The 15,637-nt window shown below is 72.5% G+C and carries 15 protein-coding genes, 1 pseudogene and 1 riboswitch; of the genes and pseudogenes, 6 read left to right on the forward strand and 10 right to left on the reverse strand.

Annotated features, from left to right (window positions below):
* Positions 1–5 precede the first annotated feature (5 nt).
* The 5 genes from ACIBAI_RS25245 to ACIBAI_RS25265 all read right to left on the reverse strand — a co-directional run bounded on the left by ACIBAI_RS25245 (position 6) and on the right by ACIBAI_RS25265 (position 5,638).
* The gene (locus ACIBAI_RS25245; RefSeq protein WP_399037636.1) at positions 6–1,802 is read right to left on the reverse strand and encodes an ABC transporter substrate-binding protein; all 1,797 of its coding nucleotides are present in this window, start codon (positions 1,800–1,802) and stop codon (positions 6–8) included.
* 72 nt (positions 1,803–1,874) lie between these two features.
* Complete coding sequence (locus ACIBAI_RS25250; protein WP_399037637.1) at positions 1,875–2,882, reverse strand: ABC transporter permease; 1,008 nt, start codon at positions 2,880–2,882, stop codon at positions 1,875–1,877.
* Positions 2,883–3,198: 316 nt separating this feature from the next.
* Positions 3,199–3,999: an enhanced serine sensitivity protein SseB C-terminal domain-containing protein gene (locus tag ACIBAI_RS25255; RefSeq protein WP_399037639.1), complete on the reverse strand. Its 801-nt coding sequence runs from the start codon at positions 3,997–3,999 to the stop codon at positions 3,199–3,201.
* Between the two features lie 109 nt (positions 4,000–4,108).
* Positions 4,109–4,903 (reverse strand): enhanced serine sensitivity protein SseB, encoded by a 795-nt coding sequence (locus ACIBAI_RS25260; protein WP_399037641.1) that lies wholly within the window; start codon positions 4,901–4,903, stop codon positions 4,109–4,111.
* A gap of 66 nt (positions 4,904–4,969) precedes the next feature.
* Positions 4,970–5,638: an AAA family ATPase gene (locus ACIBAI_RS25265; RefSeq protein ID WP_399037643.1), complete on the reverse strand. Its 669-nt coding sequence runs from the start codon at positions 5,636–5,638 to the stop codon at positions 4,970–4,972.
* Positions 5,639–5,860: 222 nt separating this feature from the next.
* Positions 5,861–5,960, forward strand: a riboswitch (glycine riboswitch).
* A 178-nt stretch (positions 5,961–6,138) separates the two neighbouring features.
* Here ACIBAI_RS25265 and gcvT point away from each other — a divergent pair.
* From gcvT to ACIBAI_RS25290, 5 genes are all read left to right on the forward strand, one after another.
* The gene (gcvT, locus tag ACIBAI_RS25270) at positions 6,139–7,260 is read left to right on the forward strand and encodes a glycine cleavage system aminomethyltransferase GcvT (protein ID WP_399037644.1); all 1,122 of its coding nucleotides are present in this window, start codon (positions 6,139–6,141) and stop codon (positions 7,258–7,260) included.
* A 134-nt stretch (positions 7,261–7,394) separates the two neighbouring features.
* Positions 7,395–7,772, forward strand: a complete 378-nt coding sequence (gene gcvH, locus ACIBAI_RS25275) for a glycine cleavage system protein GcvH (protein ID WP_344606064.1) — start codon at positions 7,395–7,397, stop codon at positions 7,770–7,772.
* A gap of 13 nt (positions 7,773–7,785) precedes the next feature.
* Positions 7,786–9,048 carry a serine hydroxymethyltransferase gene (gene glyA, locus ACIBAI_RS25280; RefSeq protein ID WP_399037646.1) on the forward strand — a complete coding sequence of 421 codons (1,263 nt, stop codon included), beginning with the start codon at positions 7,786–7,788 and terminating at the stop codon, positions 9,046–9,048.
* A gap of 70 nt (positions 9,049–9,118) precedes the next feature.
* Positions 9,119–10,486, forward strand: a complete 1,368-nt coding sequence (locus tag ACIBAI_RS25285) for an L-serine ammonia-lyase (protein ID WP_399037648.1) — start codon at positions 9,119–9,121, stop codon at positions 10,484–10,486.
* 78 nt (positions 10,487–10,564) lie between these two features.
* A complete protein-coding gene (locus tag ACIBAI_RS25290; RefSeq protein WP_399037650.1) occupies positions 10,565–11,119 on the forward strand; it encodes a glycoside hydrolase family 25 protein in 555 nt (184 codons plus the stop codon).
* Here ACIBAI_RS25290 and ACIBAI_RS25295 read toward each other — a convergent pair.
* Both ACIBAI_RS25295 and ACIBAI_RS25300 read right to left on the reverse strand, forming a co-directional pair.
* Positions 11,109–11,771, reverse strand: a complete 663-nt coding sequence (locus ACIBAI_RS25295) for an NADPH-dependent F420 reductase (RefSeq protein ID WP_399037652.1) — start codon at positions 11,769–11,771, stop codon at positions 11,109–11,111. The genes ACIBAI_RS25290 and ACIBAI_RS25295 overlap by 11 nt on opposite strands.
* Before the next feature lie 232 nt (positions 11,772–12,003).
* A pseudogene (locus ACIBAI_RS25300) lies at positions 12,004–12,664 on the reverse strand (FadR/GntR family transcriptional regulator); the annotation flags it as partial.
* A gap of 122 nt (positions 12,665–12,786) precedes the next feature.
* Here ACIBAI_RS25300 and ACIBAI_RS25305 point away from each other — a divergent pair.
* Positions 12,787–13,575 (forward strand): ABC transporter ATP-binding protein, encoded by a 789-nt coding sequence (locus ACIBAI_RS25305; protein WP_399037654.1) that lies wholly within the window; start codon positions 12,787–12,789, stop codon positions 13,573–13,575.
* Positions 13,576–13,650: 75 nt separating this feature from the next.
* Here the strand turns inward: ACIBAI_RS25305 and ACIBAI_RS25310 are convergent, their stop codons facing one another.
* The 3 genes from ACIBAI_RS25310 to ACIBAI_RS25320 form a co-directional block, all read right to left on the reverse strand.
* On the reverse strand, positions 13,651–13,863 hold the full coding sequence (locus tag ACIBAI_RS25310; protein WP_399037656.1) for an EF-hand domain-containing protein: 213 nt from the start codon (positions 13,861–13,863) through the stop codon (positions 13,651–13,653).
* Positions 13,864–14,040: 177 nt separating this feature from the next.
* Positions 14,041–14,544, reverse strand: a complete 504-nt coding sequence (locus tag ACIBAI_RS25315; protein WP_399037658.1) for an ATP-binding protein — start codon at positions 14,542–14,544, stop codon at positions 14,041–14,043.
* A 319-nt stretch (positions 14,545–14,863) separates the two neighbouring features.
* On the reverse strand, positions 14,864–15,631 hold the full coding sequence (locus ACIBAI_RS25320; protein WP_399037660.1) for an enoyl-CoA hydratase/isomerase family protein: 768 nt from the start codon (positions 15,629–15,631) through the stop codon (positions 14,864–14,866).
* Between the last annotated feature and the right edge of the window lie 6 nt (positions 15,632–15,637).

Raw genomic sequence — 15,637 nt, forward strand, 5'->3', positions numbered from 1 at the left:
CGGGTTTACTTCGAGGACTTCAGGCCGAGGTTGACGAAGTCGTACATGCCGTTGTACGCGTCCGTGGTGTAGACGTTCGCCAGTCGGCTGGAACGCCAGTTGACGAACTTCTCGAAGACGAAGGGCAGGTAGTACGCGCCCTCCATGACCTTGTGGTTGATCTGCGTGGAGAGCTCGGTCTTCTTGGAGTCGTCGAGGGTGGTGACGTACTCGTCGAAGAGGCCGTCGATCTCCTTGTCCTTGATCAGGGCGTAGTTGTTGTTGCCGCTCTCGAGGATGTAGTTGCTGTCCCACAGCGGCATGCCGTAGCCCTGGACGGACGCGAAGTCCGGGCCCCAGCCCATGATGATGATGCCGTAGCCCTTCTTCTTCACGTTCGAGGGGCTGCCGATGATGCCGGTGGTCTGCGAGCCGTCGTACTGGTCGATCTCGGCGGTGATGCCGACCTTCTTCAGCGAGGCCTGCAGGGACTGGGCGGTGGCCACCTCGGCCGGCTTGTTGTTGCGGACGGCGATGGTGGTCTTGAAGCCGTTCGGCTGGCCGCAGGCCTTCAGCTCTTCCTTGGCCTTGGCGACGTTGCCCTTCTTGTTGGCGCCGGCGAGCTCGTAGGGGTCGTACTTCTGGCCCTCGGCGCCCGGGACGGACGGCGGCAGCATGTTGGTGCCGATGTCGCCGCCGGCGATGGGGCCGCCGCGCGCGGTCTGCAGCGAGACGTGGTCGGCGCCGTAGATCACGGCCTTGCGGCAGTGGATGTTGTCGAACGGCTTCACGCTCTGCGGGAAGACCGCGTAGCGGATGTAGCCGGAGACCGGGTTGTCCAGGTTGTTCTTGTGCTGCTTCAGGGCGGTGGTGCGGCCCTGCGGCGACATGCCGGTCTGGTTGATGTCCAGGTCGTAGTCGCCCGCGATCAGACGGGCGTCCATGTCGTTGGCGTTGGAGAAGAAGTTGATCGTGATCTTGTCCGGGTACGCCTTGCGGACCGGGTCGGAGGACTGCTTCCACTCCGTGTTGCGCACCAGCGTCAGGGACTTGCCCGGCTCGTACGACTGGAACTTGTACGGCCCGGAGGAGAACGGCCGCAGACCGTACTTGGCCTTGGTGTCCTTGTCCTGGCGGACCGGGGAGGCCGAGGTGAGCGCCAGCATCGACTCGAAGTCCGAGTTGGGCTTCGGCAGCTTGAAGACGATGGTCTTGTCGTCCGGCGTCTCGATCGCCTTCAGGCCCAGCTTGTCCTTGGACTTGTCCTTGTACGGGCCCGGGTACTCGCCCTTGGGGTCGAGCACGTCCTTGAGGTAGACCGGGCCGCCGGACAGCACGTCCTGCGCCCAGACGCGCTCGATGCCGTACTTGATGTCCTTGGAGGTGATCGGCTTGCCGTCCTCCCAGGTGATGCCGTCCCGCAGGGTGTACGTGTAGGTCTTGCCGTCGTCGGAGACCTTGGCGAGCCCGGTGGCGAGGTCCGGCGTCACCTCGGCGCCGATCTTGCCCGGCTCCGTCTTGTTCGTGACGAGCTGGCGGCTGTAGTAGCGCGAGAAGTTCCACATGAAGCCGTAGTAGCCGCGCGTGGTGTCCCACGAGTCGGCGTCCTGGGTGCCGGCGAACTTCAGCGTGCCGCCCTTCTTGGCCAGCGAGGCCTGGGCGACCTTGTTGTTCGCCGCGTCGAAACCGGCCGCGCCGTTCTTCGAGCCCTCGTCGCCGCCGCCGTCGCCGCCGCCGCACGCCGCCGTGGTCAGCAGCGCGGCGACCACGGCGGCAGCGGCCAAAGCCTGCTTGCGCCGCCCTGAGGTGCGTTGGGTAGTCACGATTTTCGGATCCTCCGGATTAGATGAGAGACCCCGTGCAGGTGCCACGGGACGCTTGTGCGGTACGGCAGGTCAGCGGGAGCCCTTCGGGTCCAGCGCGTCGCGCACGCCGTCGCCGAAGAGGTTGAAGGCAAGAACGGTGATGAAGATCGCCAGACCCGGGACGACCATGTACATGGGGTCCGACTCGTAGTAGTCGATCGCGTTCGAGAGCATCTGCCCCCAGGAGGCCGTGGGCGGCTTGACGCCCACGCCCAGGAAGCTGAGTGCCGCCTCGGTGAGGATGTTGGTGGGGATCATCATCGTCGTGTAGACGATGATCGGCGCGACCAGGTTGGGCAGCAGTTCCTTGAAGAGGATGTAGAACCGCCCGGCACCGAGCGAGCGCGCCGCCTCGACGTACTCCCGCTCGCGCAGTGAGAGCGTCTGGCCGCGTACCACGCGTCCGATGTAGGGCCAGCCGAAGAAGCCGATGACCAGGATCATCACGAACACGCGCACGCCCGTGCCGGTCAGCCCCAGCAGCTGGTTCGGCATGACGGAGACCAGCGCGATGGTGAACAGCAGCTGCGGGAAGGCCAGCAGGCCGTCCATGACGCGGCTGATGACGGAGTCGACCCAGCCGCCGAAGAAGCCGGCCAGGATGCCCAGGACGGTCCCGAGGACGACGGCGACCACCGCGGAGAGGAAACCGACCAGCAGGGAGATCTGGGCGCCGTAGACGATGCGGGCGAAGATGTCGCGGCCGTTGACCGGTTCCACGCCCAGCCAGTGCTCGCCGCTCACGCCGCCCAGGGAGCCCGTGGGCGTGCCGAACAGCGGGTCGATCAGGTCCTCGTGGTAGGCGTTGGGGTCCTGCCCGTACAGCTTCGTGATCACCGGTGCGAGCACCGCGACCAGGATGAGGAAGAGCACCACGACACCGCCCGCCAGGGCGAGCTTGTCCCGTTTCAGGCGCTCCCAGGCGATGCGCCCCAGGGAACGGCCCTGGACGGCCTTCGCCTCGGCTCCGATGACCGCCGCTTCCTCGGCCGCACTGGGGGCCGTCTCCGCGGTCGGCTCGTGCAATGGTGCCGTCATCTGGCAGAGACCCCTCTCAACCGGCGGTCGCCGGCCCGCACTTGCCGCTGTGGCGGCGTGATCCGTCCGTCGTACACAGGGGCGAACCACCCCTGCTGCGGGAGTCTTCAACGCTTCGGCGATCTGTTGCCAGACTTCATGGAGAAAGGATGCGTAAACGTGATGCTGTCTGGGGAGATCCGTTATCCGGACAGCGGGTAACAGGGTCCGGACGCAGGCGAGTTGGGGCATTGAGGGCGCATCAGGACCATCCGGCCCTCTCTACGCGCGAAGAACCGCCCGGACGGACGGCGGACGACGGATCCCTGAGACGCCGTCAATACCGGCCGGACGCCGCCGGAGGGAAGCCGTACCCGGCCCCGGGAGCCTGGGCGGGGGCGGCGTGGGCCTCGCGGTCGTAGAAGGGGCGGGCGTTGGCGCGCAGCCACATGGCGACCGGGTCGTGCTCGTCGGACATCGCCACGGTCGACACCGGCAGGCCGTCCGGGACCGCGCCGACGGACTGCTGCATCATCGCGCGCACCGAGTCGACGGCGGGCGGGGAGGTGTCGTACACGTCGAGGCCGATGGCGAGGTACGGCGCCCCGAGCGCGGGCTGCACCCAGGCGCGGCGCAGGGAGCGGACGGCCGGCGTGCGGTGGGCGTTCTGCGTGAGCAGGGCGTAGAACTGCGGGATCTCGATGGCCGGTTCGGACAGCCGGAGCGGCCCCGCGGGCTGGCGGTCGAGGCCGGTGGCGATGCGCCGCAGGTCGAGCCAGGGGATGCCGACGCCGCCGCCGGGGGCGTGCGGGTTGAGCCAGAGTCCGTAGTGGTCGGGGTACAGGGCGCGGGCCACCTCCAGGCCGTCGACCACCTCGTACGACCGGTTCCAGCCGCTGGCCGAGAGTTCCTGGGCGGAGGTGACGCAGGGGGCGTAGCCGTGGCCGTCGACCTCCATCGTCCCGTACTGGGCGTCCGGGGAGCCGGCCTGGCCGTGCCACAGCAGCATCCACACCTGGCCGGAGGACGGGGTCGCGAGGGCGCGCAGGAGCGCCTCGTAGGCGTCGTAGCGCCCGGGCGTGACCTGGCGCAGCATGTGCTCGACCTGCCCGGTCGCGGCGGTGCCGCTCGCGCTCACCTCTTACCGCCCCTTCGCGAAACGTGCCTGTGGACGTCCAGCTTAAGCCCGGCCGGGAGCCGGGGACTTGCCGTGGCCGGGCGTGCGGTCCCCGCGCCCCTTTGGCGGCTCACCGGGCCCGCGTGTAGAAGGGCCGCACCCGCTCGCGCAGCCAGTCGGCCACCGGGTCCTGGGCGATGTCCATGAGGATCAGGTTGACCTGCCACCGGACCGGCACCCGGCCCAGGGCGCGGCCGAGCGCGTCCAGGGGGCGCTCCCGCAGGTCGCCCTGCCAGTCGGAGAGCTCCACGCCCACGAACATCACCGGATCGGCGGTCTCGATCGCGGCCAGGCAGCGGCGGGCGGTCAGCACCACGCCGGCCCCGTCGAACTCGGCGGAGGCGGCGGAGAGGAAGTCCACCGGGTCGTCCTGCCAGTCGGGCTCGAACAGCCGGACCCGGCCACCGCTCGCCGGGCCCTCCAGCGGGCCGCGGCCGGCCCGGCACAGCTCCGCCACGGCGGGCGGCGGCAGCGGCACGCCGACGACGCCGTCCGGGTTGACGGCGATGCCGGCCTGCGGGGGCAGGCCGCGGGCGAACTCCACGGCCGGGGCGATGGTGTACGCCATGTGGGCGCCGACGACCTGGCGGAACTGCTCCTCGGAGCTGAAGACCGGCACGTACGCCTGGCCCTCGATCTCCAGCGCCGGCAGGTCGAGGGGGCCGCTGTGCGGGCCGCCGCCGTTGGGCAGCGGAACCCACACGAAGCTCCGGCCCAGCACCTCGATGATCCGGCCGCCCGCCGCCGGGCCGGCGCCGAGGGAGGCCGACAGCACCTCCTCCAGCTCGTTGCCGGGCCATCCCCCGTGCGGGTGAGGGTGCGCCTGCGCCGGGAAGTCCGCGGAGAAGCCCGCCGGGAAGTCCATCTGCCACCGCCTGCCTGGAACCACTGCTGGGGCTGAAAAGGCTACCCGTGCGGCCGCGCGGCCGGCTCAGCCCGTGAACCCGATGCGGCGCAGCGTGTCCGCCGCGTCCCGGTCGGCGAGAATGGCCGAGGCGCAGCCGGCGGGCAGCCGGCCCTCCTGGGCGGCGCGCAGCAGTCGGGCGGTGGCCGTGCGGTGACGCCGGAACGCGTACCGCGACACGCCGCGGCCGCGGTCGCGCTGGCCGGCCAGCGCCTGCTCGGGCGTGACGTCGAGCAGCAGCAGGTGCAGCGCGCCGCCCCGGCGCCGGGCCGCGCGGGCCAGCCAGCCGCGCACCCAGGCCTGCGTACCGCAGTCGTGGACGACGACGCCCTCGCCGGAGCGCAGCGCCCGGCGCAGTCCGGCGTAGTGGGCGAGGCGGACCAGGGGGCGGTAGACCGCGTACGGCAGGAAGCGGGGCATGCGGCGCTCCCAGCGGTCGCGGGTGTCCTGGGAGTCGACGCGCGGGCCGCGCACCGTGCGCCGCATCAGCGTCGACTTGCCGCTGCCGGGCAGACCGGTGACCGCGACGATGTCGCGGGGCCCGAACAGCAGGGCGTGCGGGCTGCGGCCGGCGCGGTCGCGCAGATCGCGGACGACGGGTGCCGGCGACGGGCCGCACGCCTCCCCGGCCAGGGCGGCGTGCCGCCCGGCCCGCACGCTGCCCGAGATGGTGGCGTACGCCGTGGTCCTGTTCACCGTGATCGTCCTCCCCTGGGGCCGGGTACGGAGTCCCCATCCCCGCCGAGTGTAAAGAGAAGGTAATGCCGGATGTCTCGCGTTTTCGTGCGTTTCCCGCAACAAGCCTGCTACAGGGTGCTGTGTCCGCCCGCGGACACGGCGCGCCCCCTGGGAAAGGTCCCCCTGCCGTGCCGGTCCGATGCGTGCAATGATGTGCGCGCCAACTGCATACCGGCCGTTTGAATCCGCGCGGGAGAGTTCCCGGCACCGCGAATGCCGGGGCGCCGAAGGAGCAAGTCCCTCCCTTGAATCTCTCAGGCCCCGTTACCGCGCGGGCGAGGCACATCTGAAAAGCGGGCCGCCGCGGCGGCCCCACCCAAGGTGCAAGCCAGGACCCCGCGGGGTCAGGGCGAACCTCTCAGGTTCCGATGACAGATGGGGAGGACCTTTCCTCGCCCTTTCCCGCGCCCGGCGCCGCCCGCGCGCGGGGGCCCATCGCCCTGGGAGACGACCGTCCGATGAGCAGTACCGAATCCCCCCGCCGTACCGCGCTCGACGCCGTGCACCGCGAGCTCGGCGCGACGATGACCGACTTCGCCGGCTGGGACATGCCCCTGCGCTACGGCTCCGAGCGCGACGAGCACCAGGCCGTGCGCACCCGGGCCGGCCTGTTCGACCTGTCCCACATGGGCGAGATCACCGTCACCGGCCCGCAGGCGGCCGCGCTGCTGGACTACGCCCTGGTGGGCGACCTCGGGGGCGTCGGGGCCGGCCGCGCCCGCTACACCATGATCTGCCAGGAGGACGGCGGCATCATCGACGACCTGATCGTCTACCGGCGGGCCGAGGCGGAGTACCTGGTCGTCGCCAACGCCGCCAACGCCCAGGTGGTGCTGGACGCGCTCACGGAGCGTTCGGCCGGCTTCGACGCCGAGGTGCGCGACGACCGCGACGCCTACGCGCTGATCGCCGTGCAGGGCCCCGAGTCCCCGGGGATCCTCAAGGCCCTCACCGACGCCGACCTCGACGGCCTGAAGTACTACGCCGGCCTGCCGGGCACCGTCGCCGGCGTCCCGGCGCTGATCGCGCGCACCGGCTACACCGGCGAGGACGGCTTCGAGCTGTTCGTGGGCCCGGAGCACGCCGTGCGGCTGTGGCGGGCGCTGACCGAGGCGGGCGCGGGCGCCGGACTCGTGCCCTGCGGGCTGTCCTGCCGGGACACCCTGCGCCTGGAGGCGGGCATGCCGCTGTACGGGCACGAGCTGACCGCCTCGCTGACGCCCTTCGACGCCGGGCTCGGCCGGGTGGTGAAGTTCGGCAAGGAGGGCGACTTCGTGGGGCGGGCGGCGCTGGAGCGGGCCGCCGCCCGCTCCCGGGAGAACCCCCCGCGCGTCCTGGTCGGCCTGGTCGCCGAGGGCCGCCGCGTCCCGCGCGCCGGGTACCCGGTGGTCGCCGGCGGCGAGGTGATCGGCGAGGTCACCTCGGGCGCCCCCTCCCCCACCCTCGGCAGGCCGATCGCGATGGCCTACGTCGACGCGGCGCACGCGGTCCCCGGCACGCCCGGCGTCGGCGTGGACATCCGGGGCACCCACGAGCCGTACGAGGTCGTGGCGCTGCCGTTCTACAAGCGGCGCGCGTGACGCGCCGGTGACACCGCCGTAAGCGCCCGGGACACCGTCCCGGAGGTGATGTCGGGCACATCGTGCCTGTTCACGTGCGCTTTTTGCAGCCCTCCATTCACCACCACTCCCTCGCGTACAGGAGAATTCAGGCCATGAGCAACCCCCAGCAGCTGCGCTACAGCAAGGAGCACGAGTGGCTGTCGGCCGCCGAGGACGGCGTCGCGACGGTCGGCATCACGGAGCACGCGGCCAACGCGCTCGGTGACGTCGTCTTCGTCCAGCTCCCGGAGGTCGGCGACACCGTGACCGCGGGCGAGACCTGCGGCGAGCTGGAGTCGACCAAGTCCGTCTCCGACCTGTACTCCCCCGTCTCCGGCGAGGTCACCGAGATCAACGAGGCCGTGGTCGACGACCCGTCGCTGGTGAACTCGGCGCCCTTCGAGGGCGGCTGGCTGTTCAAGGTGCGCGTCACCGACGAGCCGGCCGACCTGCTCTCCGCCGACGAGTACGCCGCCCACACCGCCGGCTGAGGAGCCCGCCCCGATGACTGTCCTCGACACGCCCCTGCACGAGCTCGACCCGGAGGTCGCCGCCGCCGTCGGCGCCGAGCTGCGCCGCCAGCAGTCCACCCTGGAGATGATCGCCTCGGAGAACTTCGCCCCGGTCGCGGTCATGCAGGCGCAGGGCTCGGTCCTGACCAACAAGTACGCCGAGGGCTACCCGGGCCGCCGCTACTACGGCGGCTGCGAGCACGTCGACGTGGTCGAGCAGATCGCCGTCGACCGGGTCAAGGAGCTCTTCGGCGCCGAGCACGCCAACGTCCAGCCGCACTCGGGCGCCCAGGCCAACGCGGCCGCGATGTTCGCGCTGCTGAAGCCCGGCGACACGATCATGGGTCTGGACCTCGCGCACGGCGGGCACCTGACCCACGGCATGAGGATCAACTTCTCCGGCAGGCTGTACGACGTCGTCGCCTACCACGTGGGCGAGGACGGCCTGGTCGACATGGCCGAGGTCGAGCGGCTGGCGAAGGAGAACAAGCCGAAGCTGATCGTCGCCGGCTGGTCGGCCTACCCGCGCCGGCTGGACTTCGCCGCGTTCCGCCGGATCGCGGACGAGGTCGGCGCGTACCTCATGGTCGACATGGCGCACTTCGCGGGCCTGGTGGCGGCCGGGCTGCACCCGAACCCGGTCCCGCACGCCCATGTGGTCACCACGACCACCCACAAGACGCTGGGCGGCCCGCGCGGCGGGGTGATCCTGTCCACGGCCGACCTGGCCAAGAAGATCAACTCCGCGGTCTTCCCCGGCCAGCAGGGCGGCCCGCTGGAGCACGTGATCGCCGCCAAGGCGGTCGCCTTCAAGGTCGCGGCGGGCGAGGACTTCAAGGAGCGGCAGCGCCGTACCCTGGAGGGCGCGCGCATCCTCGCCGAGCGCCTGGTGCGCGACGACGTCGCCGGGCACGGCGTGTCCGTCCTGTCCGGCGGCACGGACGTCCACCTGGTCCTGGTCGACCTGCGCCGCTCCGAACTGGACGGGCAGCAGGCCGAGGACCGCCTGCACGAGGTCGGCATCACCGTCAACCGCAACGCCGTTCCGAACGACCCGCGGCCGCCGATGGTGACGTCGGGCCTCAGGATCGGCACGCCCGCCCTGGCGACCCGCGGCTTCACCGCCGAGGACTTCGCCGAGGTCGCGGACGTCATCGCCGAGGCGCTGAAGCCGTCCTACGACGCCGAGGCGCTCGGGGCCCGGGTGAAGGCGCTGGCCGACCGGCACCCGCTGTACCCCGGCCTGTCCAAGTAAGTCCCCGGCGGGGCGCCCGGCCCGCGTTCCGGCCGGGCGCCCCGCCACCCCCCGTCCCCAGGAGTTCACCGTGGCCCTCTCGGTCTTCGACCTGTTCTCGATCGGCATCGGCCCGTCCAGCTCCCACACGGTGGGCCCGATGCGGGCGGCCCGCATGTTCGCCCGCCGGCTGCGGGGTGCGGGGCTCCTGGACTCCGTCGCCTCGGTGCGGTCCGAGCTGTACGGATCCCTCGGCGCGACCGGCCACGGCCACGGCACCCCCAAGGCCGTCCTGCTCGGCCTGGAGGGGGACTCGCCGCGCACGGTGGACGTGGAGACGGCGGACGAGCGGGTGGAGGCGATCAAGGCCCGGGGCCGTCTGCGGCTCCTCGGCGAACACGAGATCGCGTTCGACTTCGACGCCGACCTGGTGCTGCACCGCCGCAAGGCCCTCCCCTACCACGCGAACGGCATGACCCTGGGGGCGTACGACGCCTCGGGCACGGAACTGCTGTCGAAGACGTACTACTCGGTGGGCGGCGGCTTCGTCGTCGACGAGGACGCGGTGGGCGCCGACCGCATCCGGCTCGACGACACGGTCCTGAAGTACCCCTTCCGCACCGGCGACGAGCTGCTGCGCCTGACGAAGGAGACCGGCCTGTCCATCTCCTCGCTGATGCTGGAGAACGAGCGGGCCTGGCGCACCGAGGAGGAGATCCGCGCGGGCCTGCTGGAGATCTGGCGGGTGATGCAGGCCTGCGTGGCGCGCGGCATGTCCCGCGAGGGCATCCTGCCGGGCGGCCTGCGGGTGCGCCGCCGCGCCGCCGTCACCGCCCGCCAGCTGCGCGCGGAGGGCGACCCGGCGGCCCGCGCGATGGAGTGGATCACGCTCTACGCGATGGCGGTGAACGAGGAGAACGCGGCCGGCGGCCGGGTCGTCACCGCCCCCACCAACGGCGCGGCCGGCATCATCCCGGCCGTCCTGCACTACTACATGAACTTCGTGCCCGGCGCCGACGAGGACGGCGTGGTCCGCTTCCTGCTCGCCGCGGGCGCCATCGGCATGCTCTTCAAGGAGAACGCCTCCATCTCCGGCGCCGAGGTCGGCTGCCAGGGCGAGGTCGGCTCCGCCTGCTCGATGGCGGCGGGCGCGCTCGCCGAGGTGCTGGGCGGCACGCCCGAGCAGGTCGAGAACGCCGCGGAGATCGGCATGGAGCACAACCTCGGCCTGACCTGCGACCCGGTCGGCGGCCTCGTCCAGATCCCGTGCATCGAGCGCAACGGCATGGCCGCGGTCAAGGCGGTCACCGCCGCCCGCATGGCCATGCGCGGCGACGGCTCGCACAAGGTGTCCCTGGACAAGGTCATCAAGACGATGAAGGACACCGGCGCCGACATGTCGGTGAAGTACAAGGAGACCGCGCGGGGCGGACTGGCCGTCAACATCATCGAGTGCTGAGCCGGCGCCGAATCGCCTCGCCGGATGCGGGGAATAAACAACTCCTGTTCCCTCGCAGCCGCTTCAGGGAGGCCCCGCATGCTGCGCGGCATCGATGTCAGCTCGTACCAGTCCTCCGCCTACGACACGGACGGCCTCTCCTTCGTCTTCATCAAGGCGACGGAGGGCCGTTCGTACGTCAATCCCAAGCTCGCCGCCCAGACCGAGCGGGCCCGCGCGGCCGGACTCGTGGTCGGCTTCTACCACTTCCTGTGGCCGGGCAACCTGACGGCCCAGGCCGAGTACTTCGTCGGCAGGGCCCCCGAGCGGGCCGGGGACATCCTCGCCGTCGACTGGGAGACCACCGGCGACGGGACCCACGCGACCAATGCCGAGAAGGACCGCTTCATCCGCAAGGTGAAGGAGCTGCGGCCGGACAACCGGGTGATCCTGTACTGCAACCGGAACTACTGGCTCAACGTCGACACCACGTCCTACGCCGGCGACGGCCTGTGGATCGCCGACTACGTCACCGCCGGCAAGCCCCGGATCAAGGCCAGGTGGCGCTTCCACCAGTACACCGACGATCCACTGGACCGGAACGTCGCCGACTTCGCCAGCGAGGCGGCGCTGCGGGACTGGGCTACGCCCTGAAGTCCGCCGGACGCTCGGGGGAGGCCTCCGTCAGGGCCTTGCCGACCTCCGCGACACCGCCCCGCAGGCCGTAGACCGGGGTGCCCGGCTGCTGGCGCCAGGAGTCGTCCAGGCCGCCCGCGTCCACGGTGTCGAAGCCGAGCTCGTCGATCAGGGCGCGGACCTTCGCCTTGGCCGCCTCGTCGTCGCCCGCGACCGGGAGGGCCAGGCGGTCGGGGGCGCCGGCCGGGCGGGGGCGGTCCAGGATGTCCTGGGCGTAGGTGCCGTTGAACGCCTTGATCACGGGGTGGCCGATCCGGCGTTCGGTCCAGCGGCTCTCGGTGAGGCCCTCGTCCTCGATCTCCGCGATCCTGCCGTCCCGCTCCCTGGGGTAGTAGTTGCCGGTGTCGATGACGGCGACGCCGTCCGCGGCCTCGTCGAGCAGCCCGGCGGGCAGGTCCGGGACCGCCTTCACGGGGATCGCGACGACCACCACCTCGGCGCCGCGCGCCGCCTCCTCGACCGGCACGGGCCGCGCGCCGGTCTCCTCGGCCAGCGCCGTGAGCGTGTGCGGACCGCGGGAGTTGGCGACGAAGACGTCGTGGCCGAGGGCGGTGAGCCGCCGGGTGAGGTTGCCGCCGATGTTGCCCGCTCCGATGATGCCGATCCTCATGTCCCGCTTACCTGGCCTTTCCGGGTCCGGTGTACGGCGGAGCCGGAGGCTCCGTCTCTGCCAGGGGCCAACCCGGGGGCCGGGCGGGCTATTCCGGCGCCCGGCGAACGGGTGACGGCGCCCTCGGGGCCCGCGGGACGCGCCGGCCGGCCCCCGTCAGGCGGGGGCGTCCCGGGTGCGGCCGAGGGTGCCGAAGACCCCGGCGGGCTTCCCTCCCGGCCGCCGAACGGATCCTCCAGTTCCCGGCGCAGCACCTGCGCCGCCGCCTCCGCGTCCCCGTCCTCGACGGCCCGGGCCAGGGCCTCGTGGGCGGCGTCGGCGACGTCGGGGTCGGCGGCGCGCAGGCCGGTCAGGGCCAGCAGCTCGATCAGGCCCTCGCGCAGCACGGGGACGAACCCGGTGAACAGGTCGGCGAGCACGGGGTTGTGGGCGGCGGCGACCACGGCCGTGTGGAAGGCGATGTCGGCGTCGACGAAGGCCGCGTCGTCCAGGGCGGCGGCGGCGCGGCGGCCCGCCAGGGCGGCCCGTATCGCGGCGACGTCCTCGTCGGTGCGGCGCAGCGCGGCCAGCCGGCCCGCGTGCACCTCGACCGCCATGCGGACCTCGTAGACGTCGGTCACCGCGGCCCGCCGCAGCCGGGCGGGCCAGTCCTCGGCGGGCTCGGTGGCGACGACGAAGACGCCGGCGCCCTGGCGGGCCCGCACCAGGCCGGCGCCCGCGAGGGCGCGCAGCGCCTCCCGGACGGTGGAGCGGCCCACTCCGAGCTCCTTGGCCAGGGTGGTCTCGCCGGGCAGCCGGGTGCCGACCGGCCAGTGGCCGCCGGTGATCTGCTCGCGCAGCCGGGCGGCGGCCTGTTCGACCAGGGGGCTGGGGCGGACGGCACCGAGGGGCATGGGGTCACCTGTCGACGGGGGCTGCTGCGGGCTCGCCGGGAGGAGCTCACTTGTCTGAGGACCTGAGGGGTGGATAGCGTACCGGGCATGATGCCCCACGCTCCCCTTCCGGCGGCACGGCGGTGACCGAGGTCCTGCGCGCCGAGGACGTGCACGTCGTCCGCGACGGCCGGCCGATCCTGCGGGAGGTCTCCCTCACCGTGCGCGCCGGCGAGCACTGGGCGCTGCTCGGCGCCAACGGCGCGGGCAAGTCCACGCTGCTCAGCCTGCTCGGCGCCCTGGTCCATCCCACCCGCGGCACGGTGGAGGTGCTCGGCCGCCGCCTGGGCCGCGTCGACCTGCGCGAGCTGCGCGCGTACGTCGGCCATGTCGACCCCCGCCATCCGCTCGCCTCGCCGCTGCGGGTCCGGGACGTCGTCCTGACCGGGCTGACCAACTCCGTGGAGCCGCTTCCCCGCTGGCGGCCGACCCCCGGGCAGCGGGAGCGGGCCGAGCGGCTGATCGGCACCCTGGGGCTCGCCGGGCTGGCCGAGGCGCGCTGGCCCACGCTCTCCCAGGGCCAGCGCGGCCGGACCCTGATCGCGCGCGCCCTCATGCCCGAGCCCCGGCTGCTGCTGCTCGACGAACCGGCCACCGGGCTCGATCTGCCGGGCCGGGAACAGCTGCTCGGCGCGCTGGAGGAGCTGTGCCGGGACCATCCGCACCTGGCGACGGTCCTGGTCACCCATCACCTGGAGGAACTGCCCGCCGGCACCACCCACGCCCTGCTGCTGCGCGACGGCCTCCCCCTCGCGCAGGGCCCGGTGGCCGACGTGCTCACCAGCGACCAGGTCGGCAAGTGCTTCGACCTCCCGCTGGTCCTGGACCGGCACGACGGCCGCTGGAGCGTGCGGGTCCGGCGCCGGACGTGACGGAAGGGGCGCCCGGCCGGCCGGGCGCCCCTTCCGCGCGCGTCACGTGGCCGAGCCACGCGAGGCGGAGTCACGTCACTTGTTCAGGTACGTCCAGAACTCGTCGAACGACAGCAGCTTGTCGCCGTCGAGGTCGCGGCTGGCGATGATCGCCTCGGCCACCGCCTCGGTGACGTTCCAGTCGCCGCCCTGGGCCAGGGCGGCCTTGAACTCGGCGGCGGTGACGAATCCGTCCCCGTCCGTGTCGATCCGCTCGAACTGCTTGCGTGCTTCCTCGATGTCCGCCACCGGTCCGCCCCTCGTGTCGTGCTGTGCGTTGCGCTCTGACGCAGGTCAGATTAACTGCCCGCCCAGGGCTCCGATGCGGCGGCCACCCGGGCGGACTCCTCGCGGTGCGGCGCCGGTTCCGGCCGCCGGGCGTGCGCGCCGGGCGCCGCGCCGCCCCGGAGATCCGTCCGAGGAGTCCTAACGGTCCGTCACCTTTATCTCGAACCAGGTGGTCTTGCCCCGCGGCAGCAGGTCGACCCCCCACCGGTCGGACAGCCGGTCGACGAGGAAGAGCCCCCGCCCGCTGAGGTCCGTCTCCTGCACCGGCATCAGACAGGGCAGTCCCCGGGAGGGGTCGCGGACCTCGACCCGGACCCGGCCGCGGAAGCGGCGCATACGGAGGCCGAAGACACGGGCGCCGGTGTGGCGTACGGCGTTGCCCACCAGCTCGGAGACGAGGAGGACGACGTCCTCCGTGATCCTGGGGCCGAGCCCCCACTGGCGCAGGACCACCATCTGGGCCAGTCTGCGGGCGACGGCCGCGGACTCCGGGCGGGACGGCAGCGGAACTTCGCCTTCCGTCGGGTTGCCGAACAACTCCAGCGCTTCCAGGGCGCATTCGTCCTCGATCGCCGGCGACCAGCGCGCCGTGGTGGCACGGCCGTGTCCCCGCGGCTGTTCCCTACCCTCCAGCCCCGCCATGCCCCCCATCATGGCCGTCCGGCCCGTCCTCCGGGGCCGTTCCCGGGGAATACCTCCGGGGCGGCCGCCTCCTCCCGCGCCGCCGGCGGCGCGTCCCGCCGGCGGCGCGGCACCGGCCGGACGCTGCCCCCACCTGCCGGAACGACCCGCCCGGCGGCAACCGGCGGATCCCCTCGGCAAGACGGGCCCGGGGCCGCTCGACGCTGCCGCGAACCGCCCCTTCGAGGGACCCGGAGCGGACACCGCGGCGGCCGCGAGCGACCCGCCGGGACCCGTGGAGGAAGTCCGCGCGGGGATCAGGGGGAACCGGACGGGGCGGTCAGAGGAATTCGGCCTTCCCCGGCCCCTCCGTCACGAAGCTGCGCATGCCGCGCTCGCGGTCCTCCGTGGCGAACAGTCCGGCGAACCAGTTCCGTTCGACGGCGAGACCGGTGTCGATGTCCGTCTCCAGCCCGGTGTCGACGGCCTCCTTCGCCGCGCGCAGCGCGATCGCCGGTCCCCGCGCGAGTCTCGCGGCCCAGGCGTGCGCCTCGGCGTATACCTCGGCGGCCGGGACGACCCGGTCCACCAGGCCCAGCGCCAGCGCCTCGTCGGCCTTCACCTGACGGCCCGTGAAGATCAGGTCCTTGGCCTTGGAGGGGCCGATCAGGCGGGCCAGGCGCTGGGTGCCGCCCGCGCCCGGGATCAGACCGAGCAGGATCTCCGGCTGGCCCAGCCTGGCGTTGTCGGCGGCGATGCGGTAGTCGGCGCACAGGGCGAGTTCGCAGCCGCCGCCGAGGGCGTAGCCGGTGACGGCTGCCGCGACCGGCTTGGGGATGCGGGCGACCGCCGTGAACGCGTCCTGCAGGGCGCGGGCGCGCAGCACCATGGCCGTGTGGTCCATGGTCTGCATCTCCTTGATGTCCGCGCCCGCGGCGAACACCTTCTCGCCGCCGTAGATCACCACGGCGCGCACGTCCGCGCGGCGCGCGGCCTCCTCGGCGAGCTCCTTGAGCCGGTCCTGCGTGGCGATGTCCAGCGCGTTCATGGGCGGGCGGTCCAGACGCAGGGTGCCGACGCCGTCCGCGACTTCGAGATTCACGGTCATGCAGGC

The sequence above is a fragment of the Streptomyces sp. NPDC051041 genome (assembly GCF_044456065.1).
Classification (GTDB): Bacteria; Actinomycetota; Actinomycetes; order Streptomycetales; family Streptomycetaceae; genus Streptomyces; species Streptomyces glaucus.

Coding starts and splice junctions, on each gene's coding strand:
- ACIBAI_RS25250 (WP_399037637.1), bottom strand. CDS start 2,882: ATGACGGCACCATTGCACGAGCCGACCGCGGAGACGGCCCCCAGTGCG.
- ACIBAI_RS25315 (WP_399037658.1), bottom strand. CDS start 14,544: ATGGCGGGGCTGGAGGGTAGGGAACAGCCGCGGGGACACGGCCGTGCC.
- ACIBAI_RS25320 (WP_399037660.1), bottom strand. CDS start 15,631: ATGACCGTGAATCTCGAAGTCGCGGACGGCGTCGGCACCCTGCGTCTG.
- ACIBAI_RS25290 (WP_399037650.1), top strand. CDS start 10,565: ATGCTGCGCGGCATCGATGTCAGCTCGTACCAGTCCTCCGCCTACGAC.
- ACIBAI_RS25295 (WP_399037652.1), bottom strand. CDS start 11,771: ATGAGGATCGGCATCATCGGAGCGGGCAACATCGGCGGCAACCTCACC.
- glyA (WP_399037646.1), top strand. CDS start 7,786: ATGACTGTCCTCGACACGCCCCTGCACGAGCTCGACCCGGAGGTCGCC.
- gcvT (WP_399037644.1), top strand. CDS start 6,139: ATGAGCAGTACCGAATCCCCCCGCCGTACCGCGCTCGACGCCGTGCAC.
- gcvH (WP_344606064.1), top strand. CDS start 7,395: ATGAGCAACCCCCAGCAGCTGCGCTACAGCAAGGAGCACGAGTGGCTG.
- ACIBAI_RS25260 (WP_399037641.1), bottom strand. CDS start 4,903: ATGGACTTCCCGGCGGGCTTCTCCGCGGACTTCCCGGCGCAGGCGCAC.